General features: G+C 64.3%; 18 protein-coding genes. 12 read left to right on the top strand and 6 right to left on the bottom strand.

The window, feature by feature from the left end:
- Window positions 1–190: 190 nt before the first annotated feature.
- The 6 genes from CEQ44_RS22930 to CEQ44_RS22905 all read left to right on the top strand — a co-directional run bounded on the left by CEQ44_RS22930 (window position 191) and on the right by CEQ44_RS22905 (window position 6,199).
- Window positions 191–1,483: an Hsp70 family protein gene (locus CEQ44_RS22930; RefSeq protein ID WP_088183485.1), complete on the top strand. Its 1,293-nt coding sequence runs from the start codon at window positions 191–193 to the stop codon at window positions 1,481–1,483.
- A gap of 86 nt (window positions 1,484–1,569) precedes the next feature.
- Window positions 1,570–2,577 (top strand): cobaltochelatase subunit CobS, encoded by a 1,008-nt coding sequence (gene cobS, locus CEQ44_RS22925; protein ID WP_088183452.1) that lies wholly within the window; start codon window positions 1,570–1,572, stop codon window positions 2,575–2,577.
- A gap of 33 nt (window positions 2,578–2,610) precedes the next feature.
- Window positions 2,611–3,030 (top strand): OsmC family protein, encoded by a 420-nt coding sequence (locus CEQ44_RS22920; RefSeq protein WP_088183451.1) that lies wholly within the window; start codon window positions 2,611–2,613, stop codon window positions 3,028–3,030.
- Window positions 3,027–3,809 (top strand): tyrosine-protein phosphatase, encoded by a 783-nt coding sequence (locus tag CEQ44_RS22915; RefSeq protein WP_088183450.1) that lies wholly within the window; start codon window positions 3,027–3,029, stop codon window positions 3,807–3,809. Before CEQ44_RS22920 ends, CEQ44_RS22915 begins: the two co-directional genes overlap by 4 nt.
- Complete coding sequence (cobT, locus tag CEQ44_RS22910) at window positions 3,806–5,632, top strand: cobaltochelatase subunit CobT (protein ID WP_088183449.1); 1,827 nt, start codon at window positions 3,806–3,808, stop codon at window positions 5,630–5,632. The genes CEQ44_RS22915 and cobT overlap by 4 nt, the downstream gene beginning before the upstream one ends.
- A 96-nt stretch (window positions 5,633–5,728) precedes the next feature.
- Window positions 5,729–6,199: a GreA/GreB family elongation factor gene (locus tag CEQ44_RS22905; protein ID WP_088183448.1), complete on the top strand. Its 471-nt coding sequence runs from the start codon at window positions 5,729–5,731 to the stop codon at window positions 6,197–6,199.
- A gap of 87 nt (window positions 6,200–6,286) precedes the next feature.
- Here the strand turns inward: CEQ44_RS22905 and CEQ44_RS22900 are convergent, their stop codons facing one another.
- The 3 genes from CEQ44_RS22900 to CEQ44_RS22890 all read right to left on the bottom strand — a co-directional run bounded on the left by CEQ44_RS22900 (window position 6,287) and on the right by CEQ44_RS22890 (window position 7,797).
- Window positions 6,287–6,778 (bottom strand): Dps family protein, encoded by a 492-nt coding sequence (locus tag CEQ44_RS22900; RefSeq protein ID WP_088183447.1) that lies wholly within the window; start codon window positions 6,776–6,778, stop codon window positions 6,287–6,289.
- Window positions 6,779–6,888: 110 nt separating this feature from the next.
- Entirely contained in the window at window positions 6,889–7,455 is a 567-nt protein-coding gene (locus tag CEQ44_RS22895; protein WP_088183446.1) for a TMEM165/GDT1 family protein, read from the bottom strand.
- 12 nt (window positions 7,456–7,467) lie between these two features.
- Entirely contained in the window at window positions 7,468–7,797 is a 330-nt protein-coding gene (locus tag CEQ44_RS22890) for a hypothetical protein (protein WP_088183445.1), read from the bottom strand.
- A gap of 199 nt (window positions 7,798–7,996) precedes the next feature.
- Between CEQ44_RS22890 and rpmG the strand changes: the two genes are divergently transcribed.
- Window positions 7,997–8,164, top strand: a complete 168-nt coding sequence (rpmG, locus tag CEQ44_RS22885; protein WP_066599119.1) for a 50S ribosomal protein L33 — start codon at window positions 7,997–7,999, stop codon at window positions 8,162–8,164.
- A 178-nt stretch (window positions 8,165–8,342) separates the two neighbouring features.
- Here rpmG and CEQ44_RS22880 read toward each other — a convergent pair whose 3' ends face one another.
- Window positions 8,343–10,211 (bottom strand): PhoX family phosphatase, encoded by a 1,869-nt coding sequence (locus tag CEQ44_RS22880; protein WP_088183444.1) that lies wholly within the window; start codon window positions 10,209–10,211, stop codon window positions 8,343–8,345.
- Window positions 10,212–10,363: 152 nt separating this feature from the next.
- On the bottom strand, window positions 10,364–10,726 hold the full coding sequence (locus tag CEQ44_RS22875; RefSeq protein ID WP_176400270.1) for a response regulator: 363 nt from the start codon (window positions 10,724–10,726) through the stop codon (window positions 10,364–10,366).
- Window positions 10,727–10,791: 65 nt separating this feature from the next.
- On the opposite strand from CEQ44_RS22875, the gene CEQ44_RS22870 reads away from it, so the two are divergent.
- The 5 genes from CEQ44_RS22870 (at window position 10,792) to CEQ44_RS22850 (ending at window position 14,019) form a co-directional block, all read left to right on the top strand.
- Window positions 10,792–11,079 (top strand): DUF3572 domain-containing protein, encoded by a 288-nt coding sequence (locus CEQ44_RS22870; RefSeq protein WP_088183443.1) that lies wholly within the window; start codon window positions 10,792–10,794, stop codon window positions 11,077–11,079.
- Window positions 11,076–11,732 (top strand): hypothetical protein, encoded by a 657-nt coding sequence (locus CEQ44_RS22865; RefSeq protein ID WP_088183442.1) that lies wholly within the window; start codon window positions 11,076–11,078, stop codon window positions 11,730–11,732. The genes CEQ44_RS22870 and CEQ44_RS22865 overlap by 4 nt, the downstream gene beginning before the upstream one ends.
- A complete protein-coding gene (locus tag CEQ44_RS22860) occupies window positions 11,729–12,193 on the top strand; it encodes a RidA family protein (RefSeq protein ID WP_088183441.1) in 465 nt (154 codons plus the stop codon). Before CEQ44_RS22865 ends, CEQ44_RS22860 begins: the two co-directional genes overlap by 4 nt.
- 64 nt (window positions 12,194–12,257) lie before the next feature.
- On the top strand, window positions 12,258–12,893 hold the full coding sequence (locus CEQ44_RS22855; protein WP_254913671.1) for a glycerophosphodiester phosphodiesterase family protein: 636 nt from the start codon (window positions 12,258–12,260) through the stop codon (window positions 12,891–12,893).
- Entirely contained in the window at window positions 12,886–14,019 is a 1,134-nt protein-coding gene (locus tag CEQ44_RS22850; RefSeq protein ID WP_088183483.1) for a GNAT family N-acetyltransferase, read from the top strand. The genes CEQ44_RS22855 and CEQ44_RS22850 overlap by 8 nt, the downstream gene beginning before the upstream one ends.
- Here CEQ44_RS22850 and CEQ44_RS22845 read toward each other — a convergent pair whose 3' ends face one another.
- Window positions 14,020–14,316, bottom strand: a complete 297-nt coding sequence (locus tag CEQ44_RS22845; RefSeq protein WP_088183439.1) for a hypothetical protein — start codon at window positions 14,314–14,316, stop codon at window positions 14,020–14,022.
- Window positions 14,317–14,403 lie beyond the last annotated feature (87 nt).

The following is a 14,403-nucleotide window of genomic DNA, read 5'->3' as shown; positions in this document are numbered from 1 at the left end:
TTTCCCGCCTGTTTCGACATTTATGTGCAGCGGTAGGATGTTTTGTTGCGTTGCCTGATCGCGATGGCGGGAAATGCCCGCGAACAGATTTGATGATGACAGATTGGCGCAATGTAGGACAGGCCTGCCCTTGCCCCGACAGGACGGGGCTGTCATAGCGCGCGGCCGTCAAATTCCCCTGGAGATGTTCATGCAGCAGGTGCCCCGCGCGCTGGGTCTCGATTTTGGCACGACCAACAGCGTGGCTGCATTGGCTGGCGGAGGGGAGTCGCGGCTGGTCGAATTTGCCGGGAAAGAGGCGACCGGCGCGGTGTTTCGGTCCGCGCTGTGCTTCTGGCATGACGAAGCAGTGAAGGGCGGCATGGCGCATGAGGCCGGGCCATGGGCAATCGCGGAATATATGGAGTATCCCGAAGACAGCCGGTTCCTGCAATCCTTCAAGTCGGTGGCGGCAAGTCCGATCTTCGAGACGGCCAATGTGTTCGAGAAGCGGTTTCGTTTCGAGGAGTTGGGACAGATGTTCCTCAATCGGATGGTCGGCCATGCGGGCGGTGCGCTGGACAGGCGGCCCGACCGGATCGTGGTCGGGCGGCCGGTGGAATATGCCGGGTCGCGGCCGGACGAAGCGCTGGCGCGCAAACGATACGACGCGATGTTCGCCGGGTTCGGCACGCAGGTTCATTATGTCTATGAGCCGCTGGGCGCGGCGTTCAGCTATGCCAGCAGGCTGACTGCGGCGGCGACCATCCTGGTCGCGGATTTCGGCGGCGGCACCAGCGATTTTTCGCTAGTCCGGGTCGAGGCGCCGGGCGCGGCACGGCGCTGCGTGCCGCTGGGATCGACCGGTATCGGGCTGGCGGGCGACCGGTTCGACTATCGCATCCTCGATCATCTGGTGCTGCCGATGCTGGGCAAGGGCGGCAGTTATCAGAGTTTCGGCAAGGAATTGGAGATACCGCGCAGCTATTTCGCCGATTTCGCCGACTGGTCGCGCCTTGCCCTGATGCGCAACCGGCGGACGATGGACGAATTGGCGCGGTTGCAGAAGAATGCGAAGGAGCCAGCCGCGATCGGGCGGATGATAACCGTGATCGAAAAGGAACTGGGCTATCCGCTTTATGATGCGGTCGGTGCGCTGAAACGGGCGCTGTCGGAGAGCGAAAGCGCCACCTTCCGCTTTTCGGGCGGCGGGCTGGAGATCGAGCAAGCCGTCACGCGCGCCGATTTCGAACGCTGGATCGCGCCCGACATCGCAAGGATCGAGGAGACCGTGGACAAGGCGCTGGCCAAGGCCAATGTCGCGCCTGATGCCATCGACCGGGTGTTCCTGACCGGCGGATCGTCTCTGATCCCCGCGATCCGCGACATTTTCCGCAGGCGCTTCGGGCAGGATCGGCTGGCGACCGGGGGCGAACTGACCTCCATCGCCCATGGGCTTGCGCTGATCGGCGACGAAGCCAATTTGGCGGAATGGGCAGCTTGATCCGGGCGCGCCTCGCCCCCACTCTCTCGACATCGCCTTCATGGATCGTTTAGGGCGGAGATGACTCGCAGGAAGATGATGACCCGATGACCGATATTTCCAACGTCCAGCCCGACACCCGCGCCGAAACGCTGCTGGAAGCGCCCGACCGCGAAGTCGATGCCCGCGACATGTTCGGCATCGACGTCGACATGAAGATCCCGGCGTTCAGCCAGGCCGACGAGCGCGTGCCGGACCTCGACCCCGCCTATGTGTTCGATCCCGACACCACGCTGGCGATCCTGGCCGGTTTTGCGTTCAACCGCCGCGTCATGGTGCAGGGCTATCACGGCACCGGCAAGTCGAGCCATATCGAGCAGATCGCCGCGCGCCTGAAATGGCCGTGCATCCGCATCAACCTGGACGCGCATATCAGCCGTATCGACCTGGTTGGGCGCGACGCCATCGTGCTGCAGGACGGGCAGCAGGTGACGCAGTTCAAGGAAGGCTTGCTGCCTTGGGCGTTGCAGCGCCCGGTCGCTCTGGTGTTCGACGAATATGATGCCGGTCGCCCCGACGTGATGTTCGTGATCCAGCGCGTGCTGGAGACGGATGGCAAGATGACGCTGCTCGACCAGAATCGCGTGATCCGCCCGAACCCCCATTTCCGCCTGTTCGCGACCGCCAACACGGTGGGCCTGGGCGACACGACGGGCCTCTATCATGGCACGCAGCAGATCAACCAGGGCCAGATGGACCGTTGGAATCTGGTTGTGGCGCTGAACTATCTGCCCGCCGCGACAGAGGCGCAGGTGGTGTTGGCCAAGTCGGGCGAATATGATCATGAAGGCGGCCGCAAGGAAGTCGAGAATATGATCAAGGTCGCCGAACTGACGCGGCAGGGCTTCATCAACGGCGATATTTCGACCGTCATGTCGCCGCGTACGGTGATCAGCTGGGCGCAGAATGCGCTGATATTCAAGAATGTCGGCTTCGCCTTCCGCCTGAGCTTCCTCAACAAATGCGACGAGGCGGAACGAGCGCTGGTCGCGGAATATTATCAGCGCGTGTTCGGCAAGGATCTGCCGGAGAGCGTGGCGAGCCGGGCGAACTGATCGTTCGCGCCGGCCTTTAGGCGGGAGTTTGCCATGATCGTCGTCGAACGGATTGATGCGGACGGGACCGCGCACCGGATCAGCATCCGGGGGCATGAGATCGTTGCCGACATGTCCGCGCCCGACGGCGATGACGCCGGGCCGGACCCGCATGACCTGTATGACGCCGCGCTGGGCGCGTGCAAGGCGATGACGATGCTGTGGTATGCGCAGCGCAACGCCATTCCGGTGGAGGACATCCATGTCGGCGTGGTCCGCGACGCGAGCCAGGAGCGCAAGGGCATCTACAAGCTGACGACGCGTATCGCGCTGTCCGGGCCATTGAGCGACGAGCAGCATGACAAGCTGATCGCGGTCGCGGCCAAATGTCCCATCCACAAGCTGATGGCCGAGGTGGAGACGCAGATCGAGACCATCGCCGTGCCCCGCGTCGGTGAGGCGGAGCGGCCATGAGCGGCGGGGCGATGATGGAGCGGCGCGGATTGCCGCTGGCTAGCGCGTTCAACCTGCGCGATTTCGGTGGCTATCCTACGATGGACGGCCGACGGGTGCGCCGCGGCATGTTGTACCGATCCGGCACGATGGCGCTGCTGACGCCGGAGGACAGCGCGCAATTGCAGTCGCTGGGCATCAAGGCGATATGCGATTTCCGCCGCCCCGGCGAACGCAGGTCCGAACCGACCAGCTGGCATGACGCAGACGTCGATTATTATTGCCGCGACTATAGCGGCGCGACCGGCGTGCTGATGGACCTGGTGCGCGAAGACCGGACGACCGCGGCGGACATGCGGGCGGCGATGCTGAACGTCTATCATGAAATCGCGACCGACCATGCCGAAGCCTATCGCGCTATGTTCGCGCAGATGCTGGACGGGCGGCTGCCTATCCTCATCAACTGTTCGGCCGGCAAGGACCGTACCGGCGCGGGCGCGGCCATGATCCTGGCGGCGCTGGGCGTGTCGCGCGAGGTCATCGTCGAGGATTATCTGCTGACCAACAGCCATGCCGACTGGGCGTGGCGGCTGGCGCAGGGCGAGAGCCATCTGAGCAAGCTGCAACAGGCCAGGGCCGATGTGGTGGAGCCGCTGCTGATCGCCGACGCGGCCTATCTGGAGGCGTTGTTCGCGCAGTTCGACGCCGCGCATGGCGGCATCCACGGCTATTTGCGCGATCTGCTGGGCGTCGATGCAGCGGCGCGCGCGGCCTTGTGCGAGGCTTTGCTGGAAGCATGACCGAACGCTCTCCCCTCGACGCATTCAAGGATGTGCTGTCCGGCGCGGCTCGGGCGATGACGCGCGACGCCGAAGTGGATGTCGGCTTCACCGCTGACACGCCCCATGCCGCAGGCAAGGCGATCAAGGTGCCGACGCCCAGCCGCGCCCTGCCCGCCGATCAGGTGGCGCTGGCGCGCGGTTTCGCCGATGCGTCCGCATTGAAGCTGCGCCATCATAACGCCAAGGTGCATGCCAATTCCGCGCCCGGAGAAGCCGTCGCGCGCGCGGTGTTCGACGCGGTCGAGCAGGCGCGGGTCGAGGCGATCGGTTCGCGGTCGATGGAGGGCGTGCGCGCCAACCTCAACCATGCGCTCGACTTGCGGCTGAAATCCGACGCGATCCGCCGGGCGCGATCCGCCGATGAGGTGCCGCTGTCGACCGCGCTGGCGCTCAAGGTGCGCGAGCGGCTGACGGGCCAGGCGATCCCCAAGGATGTGGCAGCGGGCGTCGCCATGGTCGACCAGTGGATCGAGGACAAGGCCGGTAGCGACCTTGACGCTCTGGGCCTGGCGATCGACGACCAGCGCGCCTTTCAGCGGCTGACGACGGCGATGCTGGAGCATTTGCAGCTGATCGACGCGGATGTGCCGCCGGATACGGATGAGCCCGAATCGCAGGACGAAAGCGAGGACGAGGAAGACCAGCAGGACGAAGGCGACAGCGGCGAGGACGAGTCCGGCGACAGCGACATGAACGCTGAAGCCCGCGCCGAGGACCAGGGCGGCGACACCGAAGAGGGTGACACCGACTATAGCGACGAGTTCGACGCCGACAGCGACGCGGGAGCGGACGATATGGGCGAGGAAGGCATGATGCCGGTCCGGCCCAACCGGCCGCTGTCCGACCTGCCGCCAGGGTTCGACTATAAGGCCTATACGCTGAAGTTCGACGAGGTCGTCAGCCCCGAAGAGCTGTGCGACGAGGATGAGCTGGTGCGGTTGCGCGGGTTCCTGGACCAGCAGCTGGTGAGTTTGCAGGGCGCGGTGACGAAGCTCGCCAACCGCTTGCAGCGCCGTTTGATGGCGCAGCAGTCGCGGTCGTGGGACTTCGATCAGGAAGAGGGGATGCTGGATGCGGCGCGGCTGGCGCGGATCGTGATCGATCCGACCCATTCGCTGTCCTACAAGATCGAGCGCGACACCGAGTTTCGCGATACCGTCGTCACGCTGCTGATCGACAATAGCGGATCGATGCGTGGCCGGCCGATCAGCATCGCGGCGATCAGCGCCGACATCATGGCGCGCACGCTGGAGCGGTGCGGGGTGAAGACCGAGATATTGGGCTTCACCACGCGGGCGTGGAAGGGTGGGCAGAGCCGCGAGGAATGGCTGGCCGCCGGAAGGCCGCCGATGCCAGGGCGTCTCAATGACCTGCGCCACATCGTCTACAAGAAGGCCGACGATCCGTGGCGGCGGGCGCGCAAGAATCTGGGCCTGATGATGCGCGAAGGGCTGCTCAAGGAAAATATCGACGGCGAGGCGCTGCTCTGGGCGCATAGTCGACTGATCGCGCGGCATGAGGAACGCCGCATATTGATGGTGATTTCCGACGGTGCACCGGTGGACGATTCCACCCTGTCGGTGAACAGCGGCACCTATCTGGAGCGGCATTTGCGACAGGTGATCGACTGGATCGAGAACAGGTCGCCGGTGCAGCTGGTGGCGATCGGCATCGGCCATGACGTGACGCGCTATTACAAGCGGGCAGTGACGATCATGGATGCCGAGCAACTGGGCGGGACGATGGTCGAGCAACTGGCCGGGTTGTTCGACGAGGATTAACGAGAAAATCACAGGCCTACGAAGGCAGAAGCCCAGTCTCATGCGTTGGGACCGGACTTCTGCCTTCGTAGGCCTATATGTGTTTGGAGAGTTTGCATGAGCGTCGCCTTTCGTCGCGAGAGCGACGACGAGCATATGGAGCCGAAGTTCGAGCTGCCGATCCCGCCCGGTCCCAATTGGGTGACGGCGCGCGGGCTGCGACTGGTGCGCGAGCAGGTGGCGGCGCTGGAGGGCGTCGAGACTGGCGGGATGGAAGAAGAGGCGGCCAAAAAGCATAAGCGGGAGCTGCGTTATTGGCGCACGCGGCTGGCGACGGCGCAGTTGCAGCCTGTGGCCGAGGGTGATGCGGTCGCATTCGGGACGCGCGTGACCTATCGGCTGAACCGGCAGGAAAAAACGGTGGCGCTGGTCGGCGACGATGAGGCCGATCCCAATGCGGGGCGGATCAGCTTTTCCTCTCCCCTTGCCCGCGCGATCATGGATGCGGAGGTAGGTGAGACGGTTGACTTTGCGGGCAAGAGCGAGGCGGTGGAGATCATGGCTATCGCGGCGGTCGGCGAGGACTGACATTCACTCGACCCGTTTCCGTTCGTTGTAATAAAAAGCCCGCCGGTTCGCACCGGCGGGCTTTTTGTATGGCGTTTCCGTGGCGGCTTAGGCGCCGCGGGCCGCTTCGAATAGGAACCAGGCGCGCTGTTCGGCCTGGTCGGTCCAGTCATCGACAATGCCTTCGGTCGCGTTGTCACCGGCTTCGGTGGCGGCGGCCTTTACCGCGCGGAAGGTTTCGACCAGCGACAGATTGTCGTCGCGCAATTCCTTAAGCATGTCGGCGGGGCTGACAAATTCCGCGTCATTGTCCTTGATCGTCTGGTGGCGGGAAATGTCGCCGATCGAACGCAGGCTGGTGTTGCCGGTCTTGCGCACGCGTTCGGCGATCAGGTCGGTCGTGCCCAGGATTTCCGTCGCCTGCTCATCGAACATCAGATGATAGTCGCGGAAGTGCGGGCCGGAGACATGCCAGTGGAAATTCTTGGTCTTGAGATACAGCGCATAGCTGTCCGCCAGCGCGCCGTTGAGCGCGTCGGCCACGGACTTGGTCGCATTGCTTTTAAGGTCGGTCGGGGTCTTCAGATCGGGCGCGGTCATGCACTGTGCTCCTGTTCGAAAAATGATTTCGGATATATAATGATCGGGCGCGCAGATGGTGCCAATTTTTTACGGGCGGAATATCCGATCAGCCTGATGGAGCGGGTCGATCAGACCAGACCGGTCGCAACCAGCGCCATCACGCCGCCCGCCAGCAGCAGCAGCGCGCCGCCAGTCCAGCGGATCGCCCGCAATGGCAGCACCGCCAGGATGCGGTCGCGCAGCAGCACGACCGGGACCAGCGCGGCAATGACGCCGATCGTGCCGCCGATGCCGGCCAGCATCGGATCGGCGGTCCGGGTGGCGACCCCCAGGATCAGGAATTGCGGGCCGTCACCAAAGCCCAGGATGAAGAGGCCGAGCGCGGTGGTCAGGAACGCGCCGGTCGGCCAGCCGGCGAGCGGATCAGGCGCGGAGGGCGACCAGAACAGGCCTGCGCCCAGAAAGACGACGGACAGCGCCATGAAGAGCAGCCGGGCGTCCGCGCCGAGCATCGGCCCGATCCAGGCGCCGGCAAACGCGGAGATGACGGCGTTGGCGGCAGCCGCGACGACGATGCCGGCGATGACCGCGCCGTTGCGATTGTAGCGGGTGGCGAGCGCAAGGACGAGCAATTGGCTCTTGTCGCCGATTTCGCCGAGCAGGCAGCCGAGCAGGGCGATCAGCAGGGCGTCCATCGGCGGCGCGAATCAGGCGCGCAGGGCGTGGACGGTGGCGGACGGTATCGCCTGCGGGAGCATCGACACGATATCCGTCACCGGCATATCCTGGGCGATGGCATCACGCATCAGGTCGAGATAGGAAAGGACGATCGGACCAAGGCCATGGAGCGACAGCGCCGATTCGAGCGTGCTGGCCAATCCTTCAACGGTGTCGAGACGAAAGGCGCGCGCGATATGGCGAATCTGGTCGAGTTCGTCGTGCAGGCGCGGCACCGACAGATGGCCGCGCTGGTTCGCCAGCCCGTCGACCCTGCGCATCAGGTCCGCCAATATGGCCAGCATCGGATCATGTCGCATGGGAACCCCCGTCTTATCGCCCCGCAAGCGATCATGCGCCGGATTGGTTAAAGGCGTGTAAAGGGCGCAGGTCGGGGCACCCGATAGGATGCCCAGCCTTGACATGGAGCCGAATCTGCCCCAAGGGCCACGGCTGAAACGGGGCGGTCCGCAGGGGCCGCTCTATCTTTTTACGCAATTACGACCAGGGAATAGGGCCATGGCCAAGCCGGCAACCGTCAAGATTCGTCTCGTCAGCACGGCTGACACTGGCTTCTTCTACGTCACGAAGAAGAACCCGCGCACCAAGACCGAGAAGTTCAGCTTCCGCAAGTACGACCCGGTCGTGCGCAAGCATGTCGAATTCAAGGAAGCCAAGATCAAGTAAGCCGCTGCGGGCTTCCTGCCCGCGCGCTTGATCTTTCGGTTTTCGAAACAGGAAAAGGCCCGTCCCCTTGTGGGAGCGGGCCTTTTCCTGTTGCTGCGTTAGACGAAAAAGGGAGGACCATGACAGGCCCTCCCCTACCCCCCCCCCGCCCGCGAGCGGGAGGGGAATTTGGTCGTGATTAGTTGCCCACGGGCTGGCTGTCGGTGCGGCGCACGACGATGGTCGAGGAGCGCGGCTGCTGACCCGACACCGGCCAGTTGCCGGTGGGATGCTGGATATTCACGAAGAAGGTCTTGAGGTCCGGCGTATAGGCAAGGCCGGTGATCTCGCAGCCCTTTGGCCCGACCAGGAAGCGCGACGACTTCTTGGTGGTCTGGTCGATGTAGAACATCGCGTTCTGGCCAAAGATATCCTCGATCGTGCGCGCCGGATCGCCGGACGAACCGGGAACGCTGTGATCGGTCTGGACCCATAGACGGCCCTTGGGGTCGATGCGGATGCCGTCTGGGCTGGAGAAGGTGTCGCCGTTGATATTGCCTTCCAGCTTGTCGCCAAAGCCGGCCAGTTTCGGATCACCCGCCAGCAGGAAGATTTCCCAGCTGAACTTCATGGCGAGCGGCGAATTGCCCTCTTCCTTGAACTTGATGATGTGGCCGTGGCGGTTGACCGTGCGCGGGTTGGCGGCGTCTGTAACGCGGCGGCTGCTGTTGTTGGTCAGCGTCACGAAGACGGCGCTGTTATCAGGCGCGACCGTGATCCATTCTGGACGGTCCATGACCGTGCCGCCAGCGACGCGGGCGGCCGAGATGGTGTTGATCAATACGTCCGCCTGGTTGTTGAAGTCGACCTTTACGGGGGCGGGCGGGGTCACGCTCTGGCTGACATTGCCGGGATCGGTCGCACCGACGACAAGGCCGTTCTGACCCTGCACCAGAGCGCGCCATTCCCCGGTGCCATCCGCGTTGAAGCGCGCGACATAGAGGGTGCCATGGTCGAGCATGTCGCGGTTCTGGGCGCGGTTGCTACTGCTGAAAGCACGGTCGCAGACGAATTTGTATATGCAGCCCGGCGTACCGTCATGGCCCATGTAGAAAGCGACGCGGCTGTTGCTGTCAGCCATATAGGCGGTGTTTTCATGGTCGAAACGGCCAAGCTCGGTGCGCTTGGTCGCAGCGTCCAGTTCCTGATAGGGGTCGATTTCGACCACCCAGCCGTAATTTTCTTCAGGCTGCGACGGATCGAGATAGTTTTCGGTCGATTCCTCACAGGTCAGATAGGTGCCCCAGGGGGTCCGGCCCGACGAGCAATTGTTCAGCGTGCCCTTGATCGACGTCGAGAGCAGGCCGGCGGCGCGGCCGCTGGCGCGGTAGATGCTGTTGCCGGTGTAGCGCTTGTTATATTTAGAACCGGCCTTGACGCCCCACTTGCCGTCGGCACCCTTGGCGATTTCGACGACGCCAACGCCCACGGCCGAAAGGGCGATGGCACGCTGTTCGGCCGTCGCGGTGACAGGATCGGGCTGACCGTTGGCGAACAGGATGTTAAAGTCGGGCAGTTCGAAATTGATCGCCAGCAGACCGCCGCCATTCGCGTCGGTCCCGGACAGTTCATAATATTCCATGCCGTCATGGTTGCCGCCGGCCCATTTTTCGGCAACGGCCGCCGTCGGGAAGCTGCCCGAATAAGGGGTGCCGGTTTCGACCGAGTCGCCAGCCTTGAGCAGAACATCGACGGTATAGCCGTTGGGCACGGTCACGGTGTCGTTCATGTTGGCGGCGACAGGCGCGAAGCTGATGCTGTAGCTGGGCGCCGGGGTGGGCGGGGGGGTCGGCGTAGGGGTGGGCGTGCTCGAATCGTCATCGTCGTCGCCACAGGCGGCCAGCGTGCCGAGCATAGGCAGGATCGACAGGCCGAGCAGGCCGTTCTTCAGCACGGAGCGGCGGCCCGGATTGGCGGCGATGATCGCCTCCAGGCTCTGGTCGCCCATATCGATGGTGGGCTGCGCGGCGCGATATGGCGCGCGCGCCTCGTCGGTCAGATGAGACATGGATTCTACCCCTGTAGTGTTCGCAGGGCTGTCGGCGGAACACCGCGCCCTTAGGGCAGCGAGGTGACAGAGCGGGATGACGGCAAGGCTTCGAAACGAAGTCGTGAGCATGAAAAGGATATGACAGTGCCGTGACGAGGCCGTCGGACGCGTTACAGCAGGGCGTTCACCTGCTCGACGAAGCGCAACACGGAGATCGGCTTCGACACATAGGCCTGGGCGCCCGCGGCGCGAATCCGATCTTCGTCGCCATGCCCGGCATAGGCGGTGACCGCCATGATCGGGACGGCGGACAGGCGATCATCAGCCTTGAGCGAGACGATCAGGTCGAGGCCGCTGACATGGGGCAGATGGATGTCGGTGATGACAAGGTCGGGCAGGAAGGCCTGCGCCTGCGCCAGCACGTCGCGGCCGTCGCGCAGCGGCAACACCTCATGCCCGTGCGCGCGCAGCAGGTCGCAAAAAAGTTTGAGATTGAGTTCGTTGTCCTCGACAACGAGCACGCGCTTTGCCACCAGTCACCCGCGGTCCGAAAATGCATTGGGAGCGCACTACACCCACCCCGCCCAGAAAGCCAATCATGCGACCGGATACAGATAATGGCAAGCCGGACAGCAGTTCCGATTCCGCCACTTTGGGGCTGATGGCGCTGGTGTGGACGCTGGGCGATGGACAGCGGGCGGACCGGTTGCTGGCGCTGACGGGCCTCGACGTCGATACGTTGCGCGCCGGCATCGATGATCCCGCCATATTGAGCGCAGTGCTGGCCTTTCTGGCCGATCATGAGCCGGACCTGATCGCCTGCGCGCAGGCGATCGACACCACACCCGCCGCGCTGATCGCGGCGCAGGAGAGATTGAACCCATGACCCGCCCGCTGATCATCACTGATTGCGACGAGGTGCTGTTGCACATGGTCGTGCCGTTTCGCGCCTGGCTGAATGAGGTGCATGACGTGCATTTCGACATGCATGACCGCGGCTTTGCCGAAGCGCTGCGGCACAAGGATAGCGGCGCAGTGGTCGAGCGGGCACTGGTATGGGAGTTGCTGCTGGGCTTTTTCGAGACGGAAATGCACCGGCAGACGCCGATCGCGGGCGCGGTGGAGGCGTTGCAGCGACTGTCTAACGTCGCCGACATCGTCGTGCTGACCAATATTACCGAGCGGCACCAGCAGGCGCGATCCGCGCAACTGGCGACCCATGGCTTGACCCTGCCGGTCCATTGGAACCAGGGCGGCAAAGGGCCGCCGCTGGCCAAGATCGTGGCGGAGAGGGAGGCCAGCGTCGCCCTGTTTATAGACGATCTGGCCGAACATCATAAATCCGTCGCCATCCATGCGCCGGGCGTGTGGCGGCTGCATATGGTCGGCGAACCGGCCATCGCCGGAAACGTGGCCGACGCCACCCACGCCCATGCCCGGATCGACAATTGGGTGGCCGCCGAACAATGGATCAGGGACAGGCTGGCCGAGGGGCCGGCCCCCGCCGATATAGACGCAAGCCAAGGAGCTACCGCATGAGCATAGACGCCCGCCTGACCGAACTGGGGATTACGCTGCCCCAAGCCGCCGCCCCTGTCGCCGCCTATGTCGCGGCGGTCGAAGCGGGCGGCCTGCTGCATATTTCCGGCCAGATCGCGCTGGCCCCCGACGGGCTGATGACCGGTCGGCTGGGTGAAGACCGCGACCTGGACTATGGCGTCGCCGCCGCCCGCGTCTGCGGGCTGAACCTCATCGCCCAGATGAAGTCGGCGCTGGGATCGCTCGACCGGGTTGAGCGGATCGTGAAGCTGGGCGCGTTCATCGCCAGCGCGCCGACCTTCACCGACCAGCCCAAGGTCGCCAATGGCGCGTCGGAACTGATGGTCGAAGTGTTCGGCGAAGCGGGCAAACATGCGCGCAGCGCGGTCGGCGTGCCAGTGCTGCCGCTGGGCGCGGTGGTCGAGATCGACGCGGTCGTGCTTGTCAAAGCGCAGGCTTGATTTTCCGACCGGTCGCCCTTTCGCCCATCGTGGATTACATGGCGGCGGCGTGAGCGAGAATGGGATGGCAGCGTTCGATGCCGCCATCGCCGCAGGCTATGGCATCGAATGTGATGTCTGGGCGAGCCGGGATGGCGTCGCCTTTGTCTTTCACGATGCGACATTGATGCGGATGGCGGGGCGGGACGAAGCGGTCGCGGCGCTGGATGCCGTGGCGCTTGACCGTCTCACCCTGCCCGATGGCGGCGCGATCCCGCGCCTGTCAGCGCTGCTGGCGCGGTGCGAGGGCCAAGTGCCGTTGCTGGTCGAGATCAAGGCGGAGGGGCGGCATGTCCGGCGCGTCTGCGCAGCGGTGGCGCGCGACCTGGCTGCATGGCCCGATGCAGCGGTCGCGGTCATGTCGTTCAATCCGTGGGCGATACGCTGGTTCGTGCGACAGGGAGTTGGACAGTTGTACGGCCTTGTCGTGACGCAGCAGGGCAAGGGGCGGATTCGCGGCGGCATCGAACGCGCCCTTGCGCTTTGGCTGTCGAAACCCGATTTTCTGGCCTGTGATATACGCGACCTGCCTTCCCGCCTGTCCCGCCGCTTTCGCGCAAGAGGACTGCCCGTGCTGACATGGACCGTGCGCAGCGCCGCCGATCGCGCGCGGGCCGCCGCCCATGCCGACCAGATCATCTTCGATCATGCCCATGACTGAAGTCGTGGCGCGGGTCGCATCGGGGGTTGCGGATTTTGATCGGGAGCAGTGGGATGCTTGCGCAGGATGTGATAACCCATTCATATCTTGGGATTTTCTTTTCGCCCTGGAGCGATCCGGCAGCGTCGGCGAAGGCACTGGCTGGCAACCGCTGCCGATCGTGGTGGACGGACCGGACGGCCGCATCGCGGCGGCCGCGCCGGCCTATGGCAAGAGCCACAGCCAGGGCGAATATGTGTTCGACCATAGTTGGGCCGACGCTTGGGAGCGAGCGGGCGGGCGTTATTATCCCAAGATCCAGATCGCCGCGCCTTTCTCCCCTGTCCCTGGCCCCCGCCTGCTGCTGCGCGACGACACTATGGCCCCCGCCCTGATCGCGGGGATCGAGACGCTGGTGGAGCGCAACGGCCTGTCGTCGGCCCATGCGACGTTCGTCGCGCCGCAGCAGGTGCCGCTGTTCGAGGCGGCGGGCTGGCTGATCCGGGAGGACAGCCAGTTTCACTGGACCAATCGCGGCTATGGCGGCTTTACTGACTTCCTGGCCGACCTGTCGAGCGAGAAGCGCAAGAATATCCGCAAGGAACGGGCGCGCGCGGTCGAGGGGCTGGAGATCGTCCATCTGACCGGCCGCGACCTGACAGAGGCGCATTGGGATATTTTCTGGGAATTTTACCAGGATACCGGCGCGCGCAAATGGGGGCAGCCCTATCTGACCCGCGCCTTCTTCTCGATCCTGGGCGAGACGATGGGCGAGCGGACGCTGCTGATCCTGGCGTTGCGCGACGGGCGGGCGATCGCGGGCGCGCTCAACCTGATCGGCGCGGATACGCTGTACGGGCGCTATTGGGGTTGCGTCGAAGACGTGCCCAACCTGCATTTCGAGCTATGCTATTATCAGGCGATCGACGCGGCGATCGCGCGCGGACTCCACAAGGTGGAAGCGGGCGCGCAAGGTGGGCACAAGTTGGCGCGGGGCTATGCGCCCGAACCTACCTTTTCCGCGCACTATATCCCCAACGCGGGTTTCCGCCGGGCTATCGCCGATTTCCTGACGGCCGAACGCGCGGGCGTTCAGCAGGACCGGATGTGGCTGGCCGAACGGACGCCGTTCAGAAAGGGCGCCTGATCAGGCGGCGCGCAACTGGCTGGCGGCGATCATAGCGCGGGCCTGGCGCTGCGCTTCGGCGATTTCGCGCGCGGTCATTTCCTCGGCGATTTCGGCGCGCATCGACTGGCCCTGCTCGTTGCCGCGCAGCGCCGCGAGGTTGAACCATTTATGCGCTTCGACCAGATCGATCGGCAGGTCGCCGGTGCCGCAGCTATAGGCTACGCCCAGGTCGAAACAGTCTTCCGCCGAACCATAAGCCGCCCGCGACAGGCGGGCCGCCATGAGAAATTCTGCGCTCTTGATGCTGTTGCCCATGTGATGTTCCCCTGTTCCTATCCTAATGCAATGGATCTGGACCCCCTTTTCCACGAACAGCAGGTTTGACCGGGAAGCGATAAAAAA

It is taken from the genome of Sphingobium sp. Z007 (genome assembly GCF_900013425.1).
GTDB lineage: Bacteria > Pseudomonadota > Alphaproteobacteria > Sphingomonadales > Sphingomonadaceae > Sphingobium.
Note: the sequence above shows the minus strand (reverse complement) of the source record. Positions and strands in the feature narration are given on the sequence as shown.